Source organism: Kocuria gwangalliensis, assembly GCF_039544365.1.
Lineage (GTDB): Bacteria > Actinomycetota > Actinomycetes > Actinomycetales > Micrococcaceae > Kocuria > Kocuria gwangalliensis.
Genome location: NZ_BAABLN010000010.1, coordinates 55,752 through 70,351, shown reverse-complemented (window position 1 = coordinate 70,351; position 14,600 = coordinate 55,752). Strand labels below are relative to the sequence as shown.

General features: G+C 65.6%; 14 protein-coding genes. 3 read left to right on the top strand and 11 right to left on the bottom strand.

The window, feature by feature from the left end; translation table 11 throughout:
- Window position 1: 1 nt before the first annotated feature.
- From folP to dacB, 8 genes are all read right to left on the bottom strand, one after another.
- A complete protein-coding gene (gene folP / locus ABEA06_RS05345; RefSeq protein WP_345310830.1) occupies window positions 2–904 on the bottom strand; it encodes a dihydropteroate synthase in 903 nt (300 codons plus the stop codon).
- On the bottom strand, window positions 901–1,557 hold the full coding sequence (folE, locus tag ABEA06_RS05340) for a GTP cyclohydrolase I FolE (RefSeq protein WP_303382621.1): 657 nt from the start codon (window positions 1,555–1,557) through the stop codon (window positions 901–903). Before folE ends, folP begins: the two co-directional genes overlap by 4 nt.
- Window positions 1,558–3,705 (bottom strand): ATP-dependent zinc metalloprotease FtsH, encoded by a 2,148-nt coding sequence (gene ftsH, locus ABEA06_RS05335; protein ID WP_345310829.1) that lies wholly within the window; start codon window positions 3,703–3,705, stop codon window positions 1,558–1,560.
- Between the two features lie 220 nt (window positions 3,706–3,925).
- Window positions 3,926–4,477 (bottom strand): hypoxanthine phosphoribosyltransferase, encoded by a 552-nt coding sequence (gene hpt, locus ABEA06_RS05330; protein WP_303382623.1) that lies wholly within the window; start codon window positions 4,475–4,477, stop codon window positions 3,926–3,928.
- A 50-nt stretch (window positions 4,478–4,527) separates the two neighbouring features.
- Window positions 4,528–5,520 (bottom strand): tRNA lysidine(34) synthetase TilS, encoded by a 993-nt coding sequence (tilS, locus tag ABEA06_RS05325; RefSeq protein ID WP_345310828.1) that lies wholly within the window; start codon window positions 5,518–5,520, stop codon window positions 4,528–4,530.
- A 60-nt stretch (window positions 5,521–5,580) separates the two neighbouring features.
- A complete protein-coding gene (locus ABEA06_RS05320; protein WP_396415721.1) occupies window positions 5,581–6,042 on the bottom strand; it encodes a DNA-binding protein in 462 nt (153 codons plus the stop codon).
- Window positions 6,043–6,093: 51 nt separating this feature from the next.
- On the bottom strand, window positions 6,094–7,191 hold the full coding sequence (locus ABEA06_RS05315; RefSeq protein ID WP_345310827.1) for a zinc-dependent metalloprotease: 1,098 nt from the start codon (window positions 7,189–7,191) through the stop codon (window positions 6,094–6,096).
- Between the two features lie 46 nt (window positions 7,192–7,237).
- Window positions 7,238–8,683: a D-alanyl-D-alanine carboxypeptidase/D-alanyl-D-alanine endopeptidase gene (dacB, locus tag ABEA06_RS05310; RefSeq protein WP_345310826.1), complete on the bottom strand. Its 1,446-nt coding sequence runs from the start codon at window positions 8,681–8,683 to the stop codon at window positions 7,238–7,240.
- A gap of 169 nt (window positions 8,684–8,852) precedes the next feature.
- Between dacB and ABEA06_RS05305 the strand changes: the two genes are divergently transcribed.
- Entirely contained in the window at window positions 8,853–9,368 is a 516-nt protein-coding gene (locus ABEA06_RS05305; RefSeq protein ID WP_312396894.1) for an inorganic diphosphatase, read from the top strand.
- Window positions 9,369–9,570: 202 nt separating this feature from the next.
- Window positions 9,571–10,386, top strand: coding sequence for a hypothetical protein (locus ABEA06_RS05300; protein ID WP_345310825.1), 816 nt, complete (start codon window positions 9,571–9,573; stop codon window positions 10,384–10,386).
- Between the two features lie 4 nt (window positions 10,387–10,390).
- Here ABEA06_RS05300 and ABEA06_RS05295 read toward each other — a convergent pair whose 3' ends face one another.
- The 3 genes from ABEA06_RS05295 to serS all read right to left on the bottom strand — a co-directional run bounded on the left by ABEA06_RS05295 (window position 10,391) and on the right by serS (window position 13,377).
- A complete protein-coding gene (locus ABEA06_RS05295; protein ID WP_396415722.1) occupies window positions 10,391–11,011 on the bottom strand; it encodes a hypothetical protein in 621 nt (206 codons plus the stop codon).
- Between the two features lie 68 nt (window positions 11,012–11,079).
- Entirely contained in the window at window positions 11,080–11,991 is a 912-nt protein-coding gene (locus ABEA06_RS05290) for an HAD family hydrolase (protein ID WP_345310824.1), read from the bottom strand.
- Between the two features lie 81 nt (window positions 11,992–12,072).
- Window positions 12,073–13,377: a serine--tRNA ligase gene (gene serS / locus ABEA06_RS05285; RefSeq protein ID WP_345310823.1), complete on the bottom strand. Its 1,305-nt coding sequence runs from the start codon at window positions 13,375–13,377 to the stop codon at window positions 12,073–12,075.
- A gap of 127 nt (window positions 13,378–13,504) precedes the next feature.
- Here serS and ABEA06_RS05280 point away from each other — a divergent pair, with 127 nt between their 5' ends.
- Window positions 13,505–14,497: a diacylglycerol/lipid kinase family protein gene (locus tag ABEA06_RS05280; RefSeq protein ID WP_303383204.1), complete on the top strand. Its 993-nt coding sequence runs from the start codon at window positions 13,505–13,507 to the stop codon at window positions 14,495–14,497.
- Window positions 14,498–14,600: the final 103 nt, after the last annotated feature.

Genomic DNA, 14,600 nt, shown 5'->3' with positions numbered 1-14,600 from the left:
CTCAGTTTTCGCTCTCGTGAGGATCAAGGATCGGTGGTGTGACACCCAGCCACGCGTGGGCGGTGGCCACCGCGTCCGCGGTGGCGGCGACGTCGTGAACCCGCACCGCCCAGGCGCCTCCGAAGGCGGAGAGCGCGCTGATGGCGGCCGTGGCGCCGTCTCGCTCGGCCGCGGGACGCGGGCCCTGGTCGTCACCCAGGAGGTGACCCAGGAAACGTTTGCGGGAGGCTGCGATGAGCACCTTGTTGCCCATGGTGCGTAACCGGGGAAGGGCGCGCAACAGATCCCAGTCCTGGGCACCTGCCTTGGCGAAACCCAGTCCCGGGTCCACAATCAGGTTCTCCGGCTCCACCCCGGCCCGATACAGGCGCTCGCGCAGCCGGCACAATTCGCCGATCACGTCGTGGGCGACGTCCTCATAGGTGGAGAGGGCGTCCATGGTCGTGGACGTGCCGCGCGAATGCATCAGAATGTACGGTGCCCGTCGCCGCGCCACGAGTTCGATCATCGTCTGCTGGACGTTCACGCCCGAGACATCGTTGATGATGTGCGCGCCCGCATCCAGTGCGGCCGCGGCGGTCTCCGCGTTGAGCGTGTCCACGCTGACCACGATGCCTCGGTCCGAGAGCTCACGGATCACCCGCAGAATGCGCCGCTGCTCTTCCTCGAGGCTCACGCGGACGGAACCCGGGCGGGTGGAATCACCACCCACGTCCACGATGTCCGCGCCCTGGGCGGCGAGTTCCAGCCCGTGAGCGATGGCCGCGTCCGCAGTGTCATGCGTGCCGCCGTCGCTGAAAGAATCCGGGGTGACGTTGAGAATGCCCATGATCAGAGTGCGGTCCCGCGGCAACCGCTCATACGACCCCCAACCGAGTGGGCCGTTGGCACGGTTCGGGCTCATCGGTTCTGACCCGACAGGATCAGGTTCATGGCCTCCGCGCGAGTGGCCGGGTCCCGTAACTGACCGCGCACCGCGGACGTCACGGTCTTGGCCCCCGGTTTACGCACCCCGCGCATGGACATGCACAGGTGCTCACATTCGATCACGACGATTGCTCCGGCGGGATGCAGGTTGTCCTCGAGTGCCTCGACCACCTGCGTGGTCAATCGCTCCTGGACCTGGGGCCGCTTGGCGAACAAATCCACCAGGCGCGCCAGCTTGGACAGCCCGGTGACCTGCCCCTCGGGACCGGGGATGTACCCCACGTGGGCCACCCCGTGGAACGGCACCAAGTGGTGTTCGCAGGTCGAGTAGAACGGGATGTCCTTGACCATGACCATTTCCGCGTGGCCGATATCGAACGTGGTCGCCATCAGCTCCGAGGGGTCCTGGTGGAGCCCGGTGAACATTTCCGCGTACGCGCGGGCCACCCGCGCGGGTGTGTCCTTCAGGCCGCTACGGTTGGGATCCTCCCCGATGGCCAGCAGGATCTCTCGCACCGCAGCTGCAATGCGCGGCTGATCGATCCGCTCGTCCACGTGTTCGGAATTCAGATAGTCCGCGTACGAGCCGGCCACCGGTTCGGACGGATCCTGGTCCTTGTCCGGGCTCATTCAGCGCTGCTCCTGAGATCCACCGGACCAGGGATTCCGGTCATCGCCCTGCTGTTCACCGCCGGCGGGACCGCCCTGGGTGCCGCTCCGTCCGTCCGTACCGGGCAGCTGGGCCTCGCCGTGCTCCGGGACCTCGAGCGGGTGCTCGGGCTTGGCGGCGACCGCCTGGTCCTGCGGAGCCATGGTGTCCGGGTCCTGGGTGTGCTTACGGTGAGCTTCCTCGCGCTCGGCCGCGGTGATCACCGGCGGAATCTCGGAGACCGGGCGGTTGTCACCCGAATGCCACACGGGCCTCAGGTCGCGCTTGCGCACATCATGGAAGATCTCACCGATCTGGGCTTCGTTGAGCGTTTCCTTTTCGAGCAGTTCCAAAGCCAACCGATCCAGGACGTCCCGGTTCTCGTGGAGAATCTCATGGGCCTCAGTGTGAGCCTGTTCGAGCAGCCCTCGCACCTCGTCGTCCACGACCGCCAGGGTCCGGTCCGAGTAGTCCTTGCCGGCTGAGCCCATCTCGCGACCCACGAACGGGTCGGAGTTGTCCCCGCCGATCTTCACGGAACCGATACGCGCACTCATGCCGTACTGAGTGACCATCTTCCGCGCGGTGTCCGTCGCCTTCTGGATGTCGTTGGATGCGCCCGTGGAGGGGTCATGGAACACGAGTTCCTCCGCCGCGCGGCCACCCATGGCGTAGGCCATCTGGTCCAGCAGCTCATTGCGAGTGGTGGAGTACTTGTCATCCGCGGGCATCACCATGGTGTAACCCAACGCGCGCCCGCGCGGCAGGATGGTGATCTTGGTGACCGGGTCGGTATTGCGCAGTGCTGCGGCCACCAGCGCGTGACCACCCTCGTGGTACGCGGTGACCTTGCGTTCGAGTTCCTTCATGATGCGCGAGCGTTTCTGCGGGCCCGCGATCACCCGGTCGATGGCCTCGTCCACGGCGCGGTCGTCAATGAGCTGCGCGTGAGAACGTGCGGTCAGCAAGGCGGCCTCGTTCATCACGTTGGCCAGCTCGGCGCCGGTGAAGCCCGGGGTGCGCTTGGCCACCGACGCCAGATCCACGTTCTGCGCGAGCGGCTTGTTCTTGGAGTGCACGCGCAGGATCTGCTCGCGGCCCTTCATGTCAGGGGCGTCCACGCCGATCTGACGGTCGAACCGACCCGGGCGGAGCAATGCCGGATCCAGGACGTCCGGGCGGTTGGTTGCGGCAATCAGGATCACGTTGGTGTTCGCGTCGAAACCGTCCATCTCAACCAGCAACTGGTTCAGGGTCTGCTCACGCTCGTCATTACCGCCGCCCATGCCGGCGCCGCGTTGGCGGCCCACGGCGTCGATCTCGTCCACGAACACAATGGCCGGGGAGTTCTCCTTGGCCTGTTGGAAGAGGTCGCGCACACGGGAGGCACCCACACCCACGAACATCTCCACGAAGTCCGAGCCGGAGATGGAGTAGAACGGCACGCCGGCCTCGCCGGCGACGGCCTTGGCGAGCAGGGTCTTACCGGTACCTGGCGGGCCGTAGAGCAGCACGCCCTTGGGGACCTTGGCGCCCACCGCGGTGAACCGGTCGTGTTCCACCAGGAACTGTTTGATCTCGTCGAGTTCCTGGACGGCCTCATCCGCGCCCGCCACATCCGAGAACATCACCTCGGAGTTCTCCTTGTTGAACATCTTGGCCTTGGAGCGGCCGAACTTCATGGCCTGCCCGCCGGACTGCATGCGGGAGAAGATGAACCAGAAGATCGCCAGGATGATCAGGAACGGCAGCATGAACCTGATCAGGGACAGAAGCCAGTTGTTCTCCACCGGCTGGTCGGTGAACCCCTCCAGCTCGGCGCTGTTCATGGTGGCCACGACCTCCTCGGCGCGCGGTTCCACGTAGAAGAACTCGATGTCCTTGCCCAGTTCTTGGTCGTTGAGGGTGAGGTCTTCCTTGAGCTGGAGTTCGACCTTCTGCTGACCGTCGTAGATCTTCGCTTCTTGGACCTTGTGGTCGCGCAGCAGCGACATACCCACGTTCGTGTCCACGCGAGAGGTGGACGGGCCGAAGAGATTCGCTCCCACGGGAACCAGCACCAAGACGGCTAGCAAGATCCAGAAGAACGGTCCCTTAAAGAAACTGGTGGGTTTTTTCGCCGTGGCCAAGCCGATGATCCTCCCGTGGACGTGACAAGAAGTGTCGCGCCCCAAAACTGACGGTGTTGTATCCGGGTCCGAATGATCCGGCTACCGGTGCGGGTGCGCGGCGCGTCACGCATAATGTATCCCTTTCGGGGATACCCGACCCCATTGAGGTCTCGACGTTTTCTCTGAGCGCACGCGCCGCGCTCACGCTACACGCGGGACCCCGGGGTTCCCTGGATTCTTACTCGTAGACGTGCGGGGCCAGCGTAGCGATGCATTCGAGGTTGCGGTAGTGTTCCGCGAAGTCCAGACCGTATCCCACCACGAATTCATTGGGGATGTCCCAGCCCACGTATTTGACGTCGATGGCGGTCTTGGCAGCGTCCGGCTTGCGGAGCAATGCGCAGATTTCCACGGACTTGGGGCCGCGGGATTCGAGGTTGGTGCGCAGCCAGGACAGTGTGAGACCGGAGTCGATGATGTCCTCGACAATGAGGACGTCCTTGCCGTGCAGGTCGGTGTCGAGGTCCTTGAGGATGCGCACCACACCGGAGGACTTGGTGCCGGAACCGTAGGAGGACACGGCCATCCAATCCATGGGGTACTGCCCCTTGAGCGCGCGGGTGAGATCCGCCATGACCATCACCGCTCCCTTGAGTACACCCACCAGCAGGACGTCGCGGCCTTCGTAGTCGCGGTCGATCTGCTCCGCCAGCTCCTGGATCTTCTGGGCGATTTCTTCTTTGGTGAATAAGACGTGGGACAGATCTGACTCGACGTGCTCGGCCTTCACGTTGTGCTCCTGAGGTGTTGCGTGTGCGGGGATGGCGATTGTAGGAGGGGTTATTCGGTGTTCTGGAACTCCAGGCGCCCCTTGACGCAGAGCTTGTCCCCGCGACGTCGCCACACGGTCACCTTACCCGCCATTTGCAGCGGACCGGCAGCTCCGTAGCCCATAGCGAATCCCTCGAGCGCACTTAACCGCTCGAACGTGGGGGTTTCCCCGCCCGTGGCGACACATGCCTGAGCGAGCATACGACGTCGCATGGCCGCGGGGGCTTCCTGGACCGCCAGGCAGTCCAGTTCAACGCTCGACGACGCCGCCGGTTCCACTCGTGCGCGTCGGAAGAACTCCGTGGCCTGTTCGTCCAGGAAGTCCGCGTCCGCTTCGAGGACCGAGGCCGTCCGTGCCAGGGCGTTGGAGACGCCCGGGCCCATGTGTTCCTCCAGGAACGGCAGCACGCGGTGGCGGATCCTTGAACGCATCAGGGTGGTGTCCGAGTTGCTGGGATCGTACCAGGGGTCGAGCCCTTCAACCCGGCAGATCGTCTCCGTTTCCTGGCGGGTCACGTTCAGGAATGGGCGCAGGTACAGCACACCCTCGATCACGTGCCGCGGCGACATCCCGGACAACGAGCGCGTCCCTGATCCCCTCGCGAGGCCCAGCAGCACGGTTTCCGCCTGGTCGTCGCGGGTGTGGCCCAGGAGGACGGCGTCCGCGCGCAGCTGGGTGGCGATGTCGTTGAGGGCGGCGTAGCGCGCCAGGCGCGCGGCCATTTCGGGTCCGTAACCGACCCGGTCCACGGTGACGCGGCGCGAGATCACGGGCTCCAGACCCATGTCTTCCAGTATCCGCACGGTGGCCCCGGCGACCTCGTGCGAGCCCGGTTGCATCTGGTGGTCGATCACCGCGGCTCCCACGCGCACCGCGCCTCGGCGGGCCAGGTGAGCGGCGGCCGCGGCCAGGGCCAAAGAATCGGGCCCTCCGCTGCACGCGACCAGCACCAATGGTGGATCGTCAGAGGTGGCTGGAAGTTCGGTCAGGGAACGGTTCACGGCCCTGCGTGCGCGCGCCACCCAGGGGTGCAAGCGACCGGTTCGTCCTCGTTGCAAGGATCAGCCCTGGGCGTCGCGATTGCGGCGGGACATGTCCTCGGCCATGCTCAACACTTTGGACAGCACCGGGGTGTGCTCGCCCAACATGATCAATGCGCGTTCGAGTTCGCCGGAGGGCACCACTGTGGCCAATGCCGTGACGGCATCCGTCTCGGTGCTGATCCCCGTGCGGATTTGCGTGGTGGACAATACCGGCTGGGCAGCCTCGACTCGGCGCAACACGGCCTCGGTGTCCTGGGCCCCCACACTGTCCTCCAGCATGACCAGGCGTTCATATACGGCGGGGTTACCGATCTTGATCCGGCGACCGCTGCTGAGCTGGGAGAGCATGGGCGCGGACAGCCCCAACACCTCCGCCAGCCGTCGCTGGGTGATGTTGTAGGCCGCCACCACGTGGCCGAAACGCTCCGACAGCGGTTGGCCGTACAGCTGAATCTGCTGCTGAATATTTTCCGAGCTCACGGTTTCATCCTGACACACTCCGCCGTACCTATGCGCTGCGCGGCAAGGGCATCACCCGAGCACCCGATCCATCCAGCGCTGCGGATCGTGGATTTCCGTTTCGTCGGGCAGGGTATCCGCCGAGGTCCACACCGTGTTGAACGCGTCCATTCCGGCCCGGTCCACGATGTACTCCACAAATTTCTGGCCGTCACCGTACTGGCGCATTTTCGCGTCTATCCCCATGAGGGTGCGGATCGCCCGGTCCAGGGCCCCGTGATTCTCGGAGCGCGAGTCGAAACGACGCCGAATGGTCTTGACGGTGGGGACGATTGAAGAGTCCACCGCGTCCATCACGGCGTTGGCATGGCCCTCGAGAAGGGACATCACGGCGGTCAGGTGGGACACCGTGGCCTTTTCCTCCTCGGTCAGCAAATGACCGATGGGACCCAGACCCGAGTCGGTGCGCCCCGCAACACTCCTGCCGGTCACGGACGAGACGACCGCGCTCAGCCGCTCCCACGGGGAGACGTCAAAGGACCCCAGTGTGGAGATCTGTTCCAGCATGTGCCCGCGCAACCAGGGCGCGGCAGCGAACTGCACGCGGTGGGTTTGTTCGTGGAGACACACCCACAGCCGGAAATCGTCCGGCTCGACATTGATCTCCCGCTCCGTCCACAGCACGTTGGGAGCCACGAACATCAGCCGTCCGCCCGGGTGGGATTCGGCTGCCTCCGGTGAGACCAGGCCCGCGTACGGGTCGTACTGGCCCAACACCTTGGACGAGAGGAAGCCGACCATCGCGCCCATTTCGGCCGCCGCGGCCGTGGGCGCGAACCCGCGCAGGGCGGCGTCGACCTTCTCCGGATTCTTCTCCCGGATCCTGTCGAAGATCGGCTGCATGAGCACCGAGAACGTTTGGGTGTTGGCCTTGGCCCACCCGGCACGGTCGACCACCAGGATCTTGGAATCGCGCAGGTTCTCGGCGGCGTCCAGTCGCGTGATGTTGTGCACGTGCTGGACCGATTCGTGAGCGAAGTAGCGCAGGGACTCCACGGCCTTGCTCATTTCCCGGGGTTTGGGAGTGGGCCCGGGCGGGGTCAATTTGGCAGCGATCTGAGCCGCGGAGTCCCAGTCCACGAGTGAGGGTCGTGCCACGTCTTGAGTCATGCCCACCACTCAACCACAGAGAACTGAGTGCCACACTGTCTCGGGTTCAGCCTTGGGCGAGCGCAGCCACCGTGCGGTCCACGGTGTCCCTGGCGGCGCCTGTCTGTCCCTGGACGTCATTGAAGATCACCGAGTACACCAGCACCTCGCCCCCGGCCCGTTGCACGTACCCGCTCAACGACACCACGGAATTGAGGGTGCCGGTCTTTGCGCGGGTGAGTCCTCTGGCCGCCCGCTCGTCCGGGTCGTCGAACCGGTCCGTGAGCGTTCCGGTGGCGCCACCCAGTGGCAGCCCCTGTCCGTAAGGACCCGCATCGGGATCGATGAGCAGTGCCCGGGTGGCCTGGGCCAGCAGTCCCGTGGTGACGCGGTTGGACACTGCCATTCCGCTGGCGTCAATGACGTCCGCGCCGGCCACGTCGATCGAGTGCGCCTCCAGTGTGGCGCGGATGGCCCGTTGCACACCCGTCACGCTGCCCTGTTCCCCGGCTTCACGCGCCGCCACGCGCGCAAGTGTTTCCGCCAAGGAGTTATCCGATTGCGCGAGCATGTACGCGGCCTGTTCGTGGAGGGGCGCGGACTCCACGCGCGCGAGTTCCACGGCTTGTTCCGGCCTCGCGTGCTCACCGGGGGTCACGGTGGCCCGTGTTCCTAGCTGGTTCCGGAGCCGTTCCCGGAATTCGTCCGCGGCAGCTTCCCCCGCGTTCTCGGGCCGTTCACCACGGGACCCCGGGTCCTTCCCGTCGGAGGTGGGGACCCTGTGCGAGTACATGGCCAGGGGCGAGACGGCCGTGATCTCACCGGCCGCCACGTCCTCCTGGGCCCACCCGGGGTTCAGCGCCGGTCCCGAGAACAGTGACGTATCCAGGCTCACCGTGATCTCGCCCCGGACGCCTCGCTCCGTGAGCGCACTCGCGGTCCGCTCGGCCAGGTCCTCGAGCCCGGCCCGGCCGTTGACGGCATCCGGGTCACCCTTGCCCGGCGCCAACAGTGTGTCCCCTCCCGCGACGAGCGTGAGGCGGTGCGGATCCTCACCCGTCTCCACGGCGGTGGCGAGGCGCGAGTACGGGTCCAGGTGCTCCGCCACGGTCAGTGCGGTCAATGTTTTCTGGTTGGATGCGGGGATGCGGGCCTCACCCGATGCTCGCTCGGCACGCACCTGACCCGACTCCGCGTCCAACACGGTGACACTCGAACTGCCCGGCGCGCCGGCCAGCTCTGCGGTCACCGTTTCCTGGATGACATCGTCAGCCGTGCCCGGGCCTTCCGACGACGACGCCGCGGCGTCCAGTACCCCGGGCAACTCCCCCGGCTCCGCGGGGGCGGAAACCACGTTGATGGGTCGGCCGGGCTCCCCCGCCTCGGTTTCCGCGAGCACGGCGGGAATTGCCCACACCGAGCCGAGAATCAGCGCGATGATCAGCAACCCGGCGACCACCGGTCCGAGGAGGCTCCTGCTACGTCGGGGCGGCCGAGAACTCTGCTGAGGCATACGGTCATTCTTTCGCATGCGCGGGCCGACACGAAACGATGGGGGATCCGAGCGGCGTCGCTGATTGCCCCGTGCGCGCCCCGTGCCGCTATCGTGGGTGACAACGTGAAGTCGGGGTGCCCACCGCGTACCCCGTCACAACCGAAACTCGAATACGAGGAGTGCTGCCATGGAGCTGGACGTCACCATTGAGATCCCCCGCGGATCCCGCGTCAAGTACGAGATCGACCACGAGACCGGTCGCATCCGCCTGGATCGTGTGCTGTTCACGTCCATGCAGTACCCCACTCATTACGGATACTTCGAGGACACCCTCGGTGAGGACGGCGATCCGCTGGACGCCATGATCATCATGGACGTCGACATCATGCCCGGCGTGATCGTGGAAGCCCGCCCCATTGCCGTGTTCAACATGACCGACGAAGCCGGCGGTGACGCCAAGGTGCTGTGCGTATCCACGGACAAGCGCTACGACGAGATCCAGGGCCTGGAGGACGTCAACGAGTTCAGGCAGAAGGAGATCCAGCACTTCTTCGAGCGTTACAAGGACCTGGAACCCAACAAATGGGTCAAGGGCGAGGGCTGGGAAGGCAAGGAAACCGCCGAGCGCCTGATCGTGGAAGCTCAGGAACGTTTCCAGCAGTCCGAGTACGATTCCGCCGCAGAGGCCGAACAGGACGACTGAGTTTCGACACCGAAACCTCCGGAACCCCGCACCAGCTAATGGGTGCGGGGTTCCGTTTCACCGGCCAACACCGTGCGCCGGGATGATCCAGCGGCCTGTGCATGTCGGTGCGTTGTGGTGGGATGTCTTGTGAACGCCCCGCAGACAGCGTGCGACGGCGCTCGGCCCACCCGTTGCTTCCCGCCCGTTCGAGGTGATCTCCGTGCTTGGCTCACACCCCGCGCCCTACGAGCGCGTATATGTGTTCCACGGCAGCGCGTGCACACAGTTACTGGGCGCTGACCGCTTGGTGACGGCCGTGCAGAAGCTTCTGGCCGCCGCCGGTGTGAACCCGCATGTCTCCCCGGCCGTCCACACGGACATCGCTGCGCGACCGTACACCAACGAGGCGTTACAGGATCCCCTCCTGGACGCGCCGGCGGGCTGGCTGCGCTCCCACACCAGCGTCATGGAACTGTCCGTCCAACTACCCATGCAGAGTTTCTGGGATCGCATCAGCGCCGGAAGCTGGGCCACCTGGTCCGAGAAATGGCCCGCCCCCGTGGACGGCCCGTTGTTCCCGCCGAGCAGCCCGGAATGGCTGACCCGCGCACCGCGCTGGGAACTGGACCCGTTGGCACCGGCACTGGGCCCCGCCGCGCCGGGGGGCTGGGTCTGGTCTCCCCGGGACGGGGGCGGCCCGGATGGTGAGGTCGAACGTGGCGAGGAATCTTCCCTCCCGGGAGAGCCCTCGGCGGAGCAGGGCGAAACAGGCGGGGGCAGCCAATCATTGCCTTGGGTGGGCCTGTTCCAGCTCACCGACGTCGAGTCCTTCTGGGTGCTGAGCACCCCCGACCGGTTGGATCAGGTGGTAGCGCTGTGCGAAAGGCTCAGCAGCACACACTCGGCCTTCACCTGGCTGACCGGCTATTTCGACGCGCAAGACATTCTGGGATCGCTGCGGTTGCCCATGGAATGCGCCCCCGAGCTGGAATTCGCGCTGACCGAGGGTGGTTACGCCGTGGATGTCTGGTGGTGAGCGCCTAGAAGTGTTCCGCGCAGCGCCGCAGGAGGGTGGCTGCGGCGGGTCGGGCATCCCATTCCTCGTGCCACAGTGAGCGCACCACAGCCTTGGACACCGCCTGCGGAGTGATTCCCAGCTGGGCCGCCACGTCCTTCTGCTGCCCCCTCGCCCCCGGAGTCAGAAGGTCGACCACGCGCCATTCGGCCTCACTACGCACGCTCACAATGCGCCCCACGAGCTTGAGCACCGCCTGCGCCTCGGCCGCGGACTGCTGATCCGCCGCGCACACGCGCACCGCCACGCGATCGATGCCGCGCACGGTCGCGGCGGCCTCGTGGCCGTAGAGCATTCCTGCTCCGTCTGCGGCAACGGCCAACCGACCCTGCGGGTCGGTCACGCGTGTCAGGAACACCTCACCCACCCCGATGGCCACCGCATAACGACCGTCGCGCAAAGCGATCATTGTCGCGCTCACGGCTGCCTCGGGGTCTTCGGTGAGCCCTCGGACCTCGCCCGGCCCGGTGGGTTGGAACGGCGCGCTCGTGCTCAGATCTCCCAACTCGCGCGTGAGCTGACGGTCCATCTCGGAGCTGGGCCGGGAGCCGTCCTCCACGCGCTGAGTCAATGTCATCACAAACACGTTCTCAGTATCGCAGTTCACGCACGCGTTTCATGCGGTGGCCCCGCGGCCACGAGCAGTGTCTGAATCTAGAGCAGCGTCCGCAGAATGCGGGCGGCCCCATCCTCGTACACGGTGGTGGTGACCTCGTGGCACACCTTGGCCACTTCGTCCGGGGCCTGCCCCATGGCCACACCTCGGGCCGCCCAGTCGAGCATTTCAATGTCGTTGCGGCCATCGCCCATGGCAATCGTATGAGCGGGGTCCACGTTCAGCTGACGCCGGATCTGCTCCAGAGCACTGGCCTTGGAGACCCCGTTGGCCGCCACGTCCAACCACGAGGACCATCCCACGGAGTAGGTCACTCCGTGCAGGCCGGCCTCATCGATCACCTTGGCGAATTCCTCGGGGGTGTCGTTGGCGCTGTAGACGACCAGGCGCACCGCGGGTGTTTCGGCCAGCGTTTTCAAATCCACGCCGATCGCTTCAATACCGAAGGACGAGTCCTGGAACCGTTCGGTCGAGTAGAACTGTCCGTCTGCACCCTCGAGTGCGAACTTGGCGGCGGGCAGTTTGTCCGCCAGGGCCTCCAACGCGGATGAAGGATCGAAGCTCACGCGATCCACCACTTCGTAGTGGTTCTCGAGCTGCGGATCCAGCCGCAGTGTGATGCCACCGTTGGAGCACACGGCGTACCCGGACTCCATGTGCACCTGCCGGATCACGGGAAGGGTCGCCCCCATGGAGCGGCCGGTCGAGATCACCACGTGATGACCCGCCGCGACCACCGCGCGGGCGGTGTCCTTCACGGCGCGTGACATCTTGCCGTCGTGATCCACCAGGGTGCCGTCGACATCCAGAGCGACGAGGTACTTGACCCCTTCTTCCTTGGTCCACGAGCCCACGCGTACGGGTTGGACCTTGGTGGGGGGAAGCGTGTCCGCCGCTGATTTCAGTTGTTCTTGCTGCCGGTCATCGATGCCAGCCTGTGTTTGAGTCATAACAGTCATGGTGTCACACCACCAGCACCCGATGACACGACGCAGACCACACGGTTAAGGGCGCGTGAACTCCTCGGCGCCCTAGTTCACCGGGCGCATCACGTCCTGACCGCGCATGTAGGGCCGCAGGATCTCGGGGATCACCACGGATCCGTCCCGCTGCTGGTGCGTCTCGAGGATCGCCACGATCCAGCGAGTGGTCGCCAATGTGCCGTTCAGGGTGGCCACGGCGCGGGTGCCGGCCTTCTTGGGCTTGCCGTCGGCACCGGTGGTTTCCGGCAGCCGCTCACGAATGTTCAGGCGACGGGCCTGATAGGTGGTGCAGTTGGACGTGGAGGTCAGCTCGCGGTAGCGGCCCTGAGTGGGGACCCAGGCTTCGCAGTCGAACTTGCGGGCCGCGGAGGTGCCGAGGTCACCGGCGGCGGTGTCGATCACACGGTAGCTGAGCCCGCATGCCCGCAACATGTGTTCTTCCCAGGCCAACAGCCGCTCGTGCTCGGCGGCGGCCTGATCCTGGGTGCAGTAGACGAACATTTCCAGTTTGTTGAACTGGTGCACGCGGATGATGCCTCTGGTGTCCTTACCGCCCGATCCGGCCTCGCGGCGGTAGCACGAGGACCACCCGGCGTAGCGCAGCGGACCGCCCGAAAGGTCCAGGATCTCATCCATGTGGTAGCCGGCCAGGGCCACCTCGGAGGTGCCGACCAGGTACAGGTCGTCCTTCTCCACCCGGTAGATTTCGTCATCGTGTTCCACGTCGAAACCGGTGCCGCTCATGACCTCCGGACGCACCAGGTTGGGCGTGGTCATGGGAATGAAACCGTTGTCCAGAGCCAGGTCCTGGGCCGCGAGCAACAACGCGTTCTCCAAGCGGGCGATGTCACGCTTGAGGAAGTAGAACCGGGACCCGGAGACCTTGGCACCGCGTTCCATGTCGATCCCGTCGAGCAGTTCGGCGATTTCCAGATGGTCCTTGGGTTCGAAACCCTCGGCCCCGAAATCACGCGGCGTGCCCTCGGTCCGCAGCACCGTGAAGTCCTCCTCACCACCGGAAGGTACCCCCTCTTCCACCAGGTTGGGCAGCTGAGCGAGCAGTGCCTGCTGAGTCTGCTGGGCGGCGTCGGCGGTGGCCTGGGTGGCCTTCACATCCGCAGCGAGCTGCTTGACCTGGCTGAGCAATGCCTGCTTTTCCTCGCTCTGTGCCTTGGCGACCTTCTTGCCGAACGCATTTTGCTCCGCGCGGAGGTTCTCGAACTCGGTGATGGCCGTGCGGCGCTGGGCGTCGGCGTCGAGAATTCGATCCACCAGGCTCTCGTCCGCCTCTCGGGCTTTTTGGGAAGCACGGAACAGGTCGGGGTGGGCGCGCAGCTCATTGATATCGATCACCGTTCCAGGGTAGCGAACGGGGCAGACTAACGCGGAACCCGCTGCCGCACGTGGCTCACGTCAAGCTGGCGACCGTAGACTACCCCTGGTAAACAGGTGACCGTTCCTCCTACCGAGAAAGACTCCCGTGCGCACCAATTCTCTGGTGCCGCAGCGTGTTGCTGTGGTGCTCAACCCGATCAAGCTCCAAGCCGATGAGGCCCGCGACGCCGTGATCCTGGCGTGCCGCAAGGGTGGCTGGTCCGATCCCGAGTTCTATCTGACCGAAGTGGACGACTCGGGGTACTCCATGGCCCGGCGCGCCGTCGAGGACGGCGCGGACGTGGTCCTTGCCGCAGGCGGCGACGGCACCGTGCGAGCCGTGGCCGAAACGCTGGCCGGGACCGATACCGCCCTGGGGCTCGTTCCCCTAGGCACCGGCAACCTGCTGGCCCGCAACTTGGGTGCCAATTTGGCCGATCCGCGCCAGTGCGTGGACGTGGCCTTGTTCGGTTCCGAAAAATCCATCGACACGGTGTCCTTCAACGTGGAACGCGAGGACGGCACCACGGACAAGAACCGTTTCTTGGTCATGGGCGGCGGTGGCTTCGATGCACAGATCATGGCCGACACCAAGGACGACCTCAAGGACATGGTCGGCTGGATTGCCTATGGTGAGGCCGGCGCCCGCCACCTCTTCAACCGGCCCGGTTGGGCCCGCTTCCGGGTGGACGGCGGCGAATGGGAATCCGCGCGTTCTCGCTCGGTGATGGTGTGCAACTGCGGTGAGCTCACGGGTGGCATGGTGCTGGTTCCGGATGCCAAATTGGACGACGGTGTGCTGGACCTGGTGGTCATGAGCCCCCGCAGCATGCTCGGTTGGGCCCGGATGGCCGCCAAGGTGCTTCTGCGCCACACCCACGACCTGCCCGTCATCGACTTCCACCGCGGCAAGCACGTGCGCGCGGAATTCTGGGACGCCACAGAATCCCAGATCGACGGCGATTCCCTGGGCAAGATCACGGCTTTCGAGTCAGAGGTGTTCCCCAGCTCCCTGCGCGTGCGCGTGGCCCCCTCCATGGCCGACCTGGACGAACCCGAGGCCCCGGTCATCAACGCCGCGGATCCGGACAAGATCTAACGCTGCCGCTCCCGCGACTCGAACGTCACAATGGACGACGCCGCCGCATTCCCCACTTCTGGCACCCGGACCGGGGCTGTAAGAGTAAGGGACGCGGCGGCGT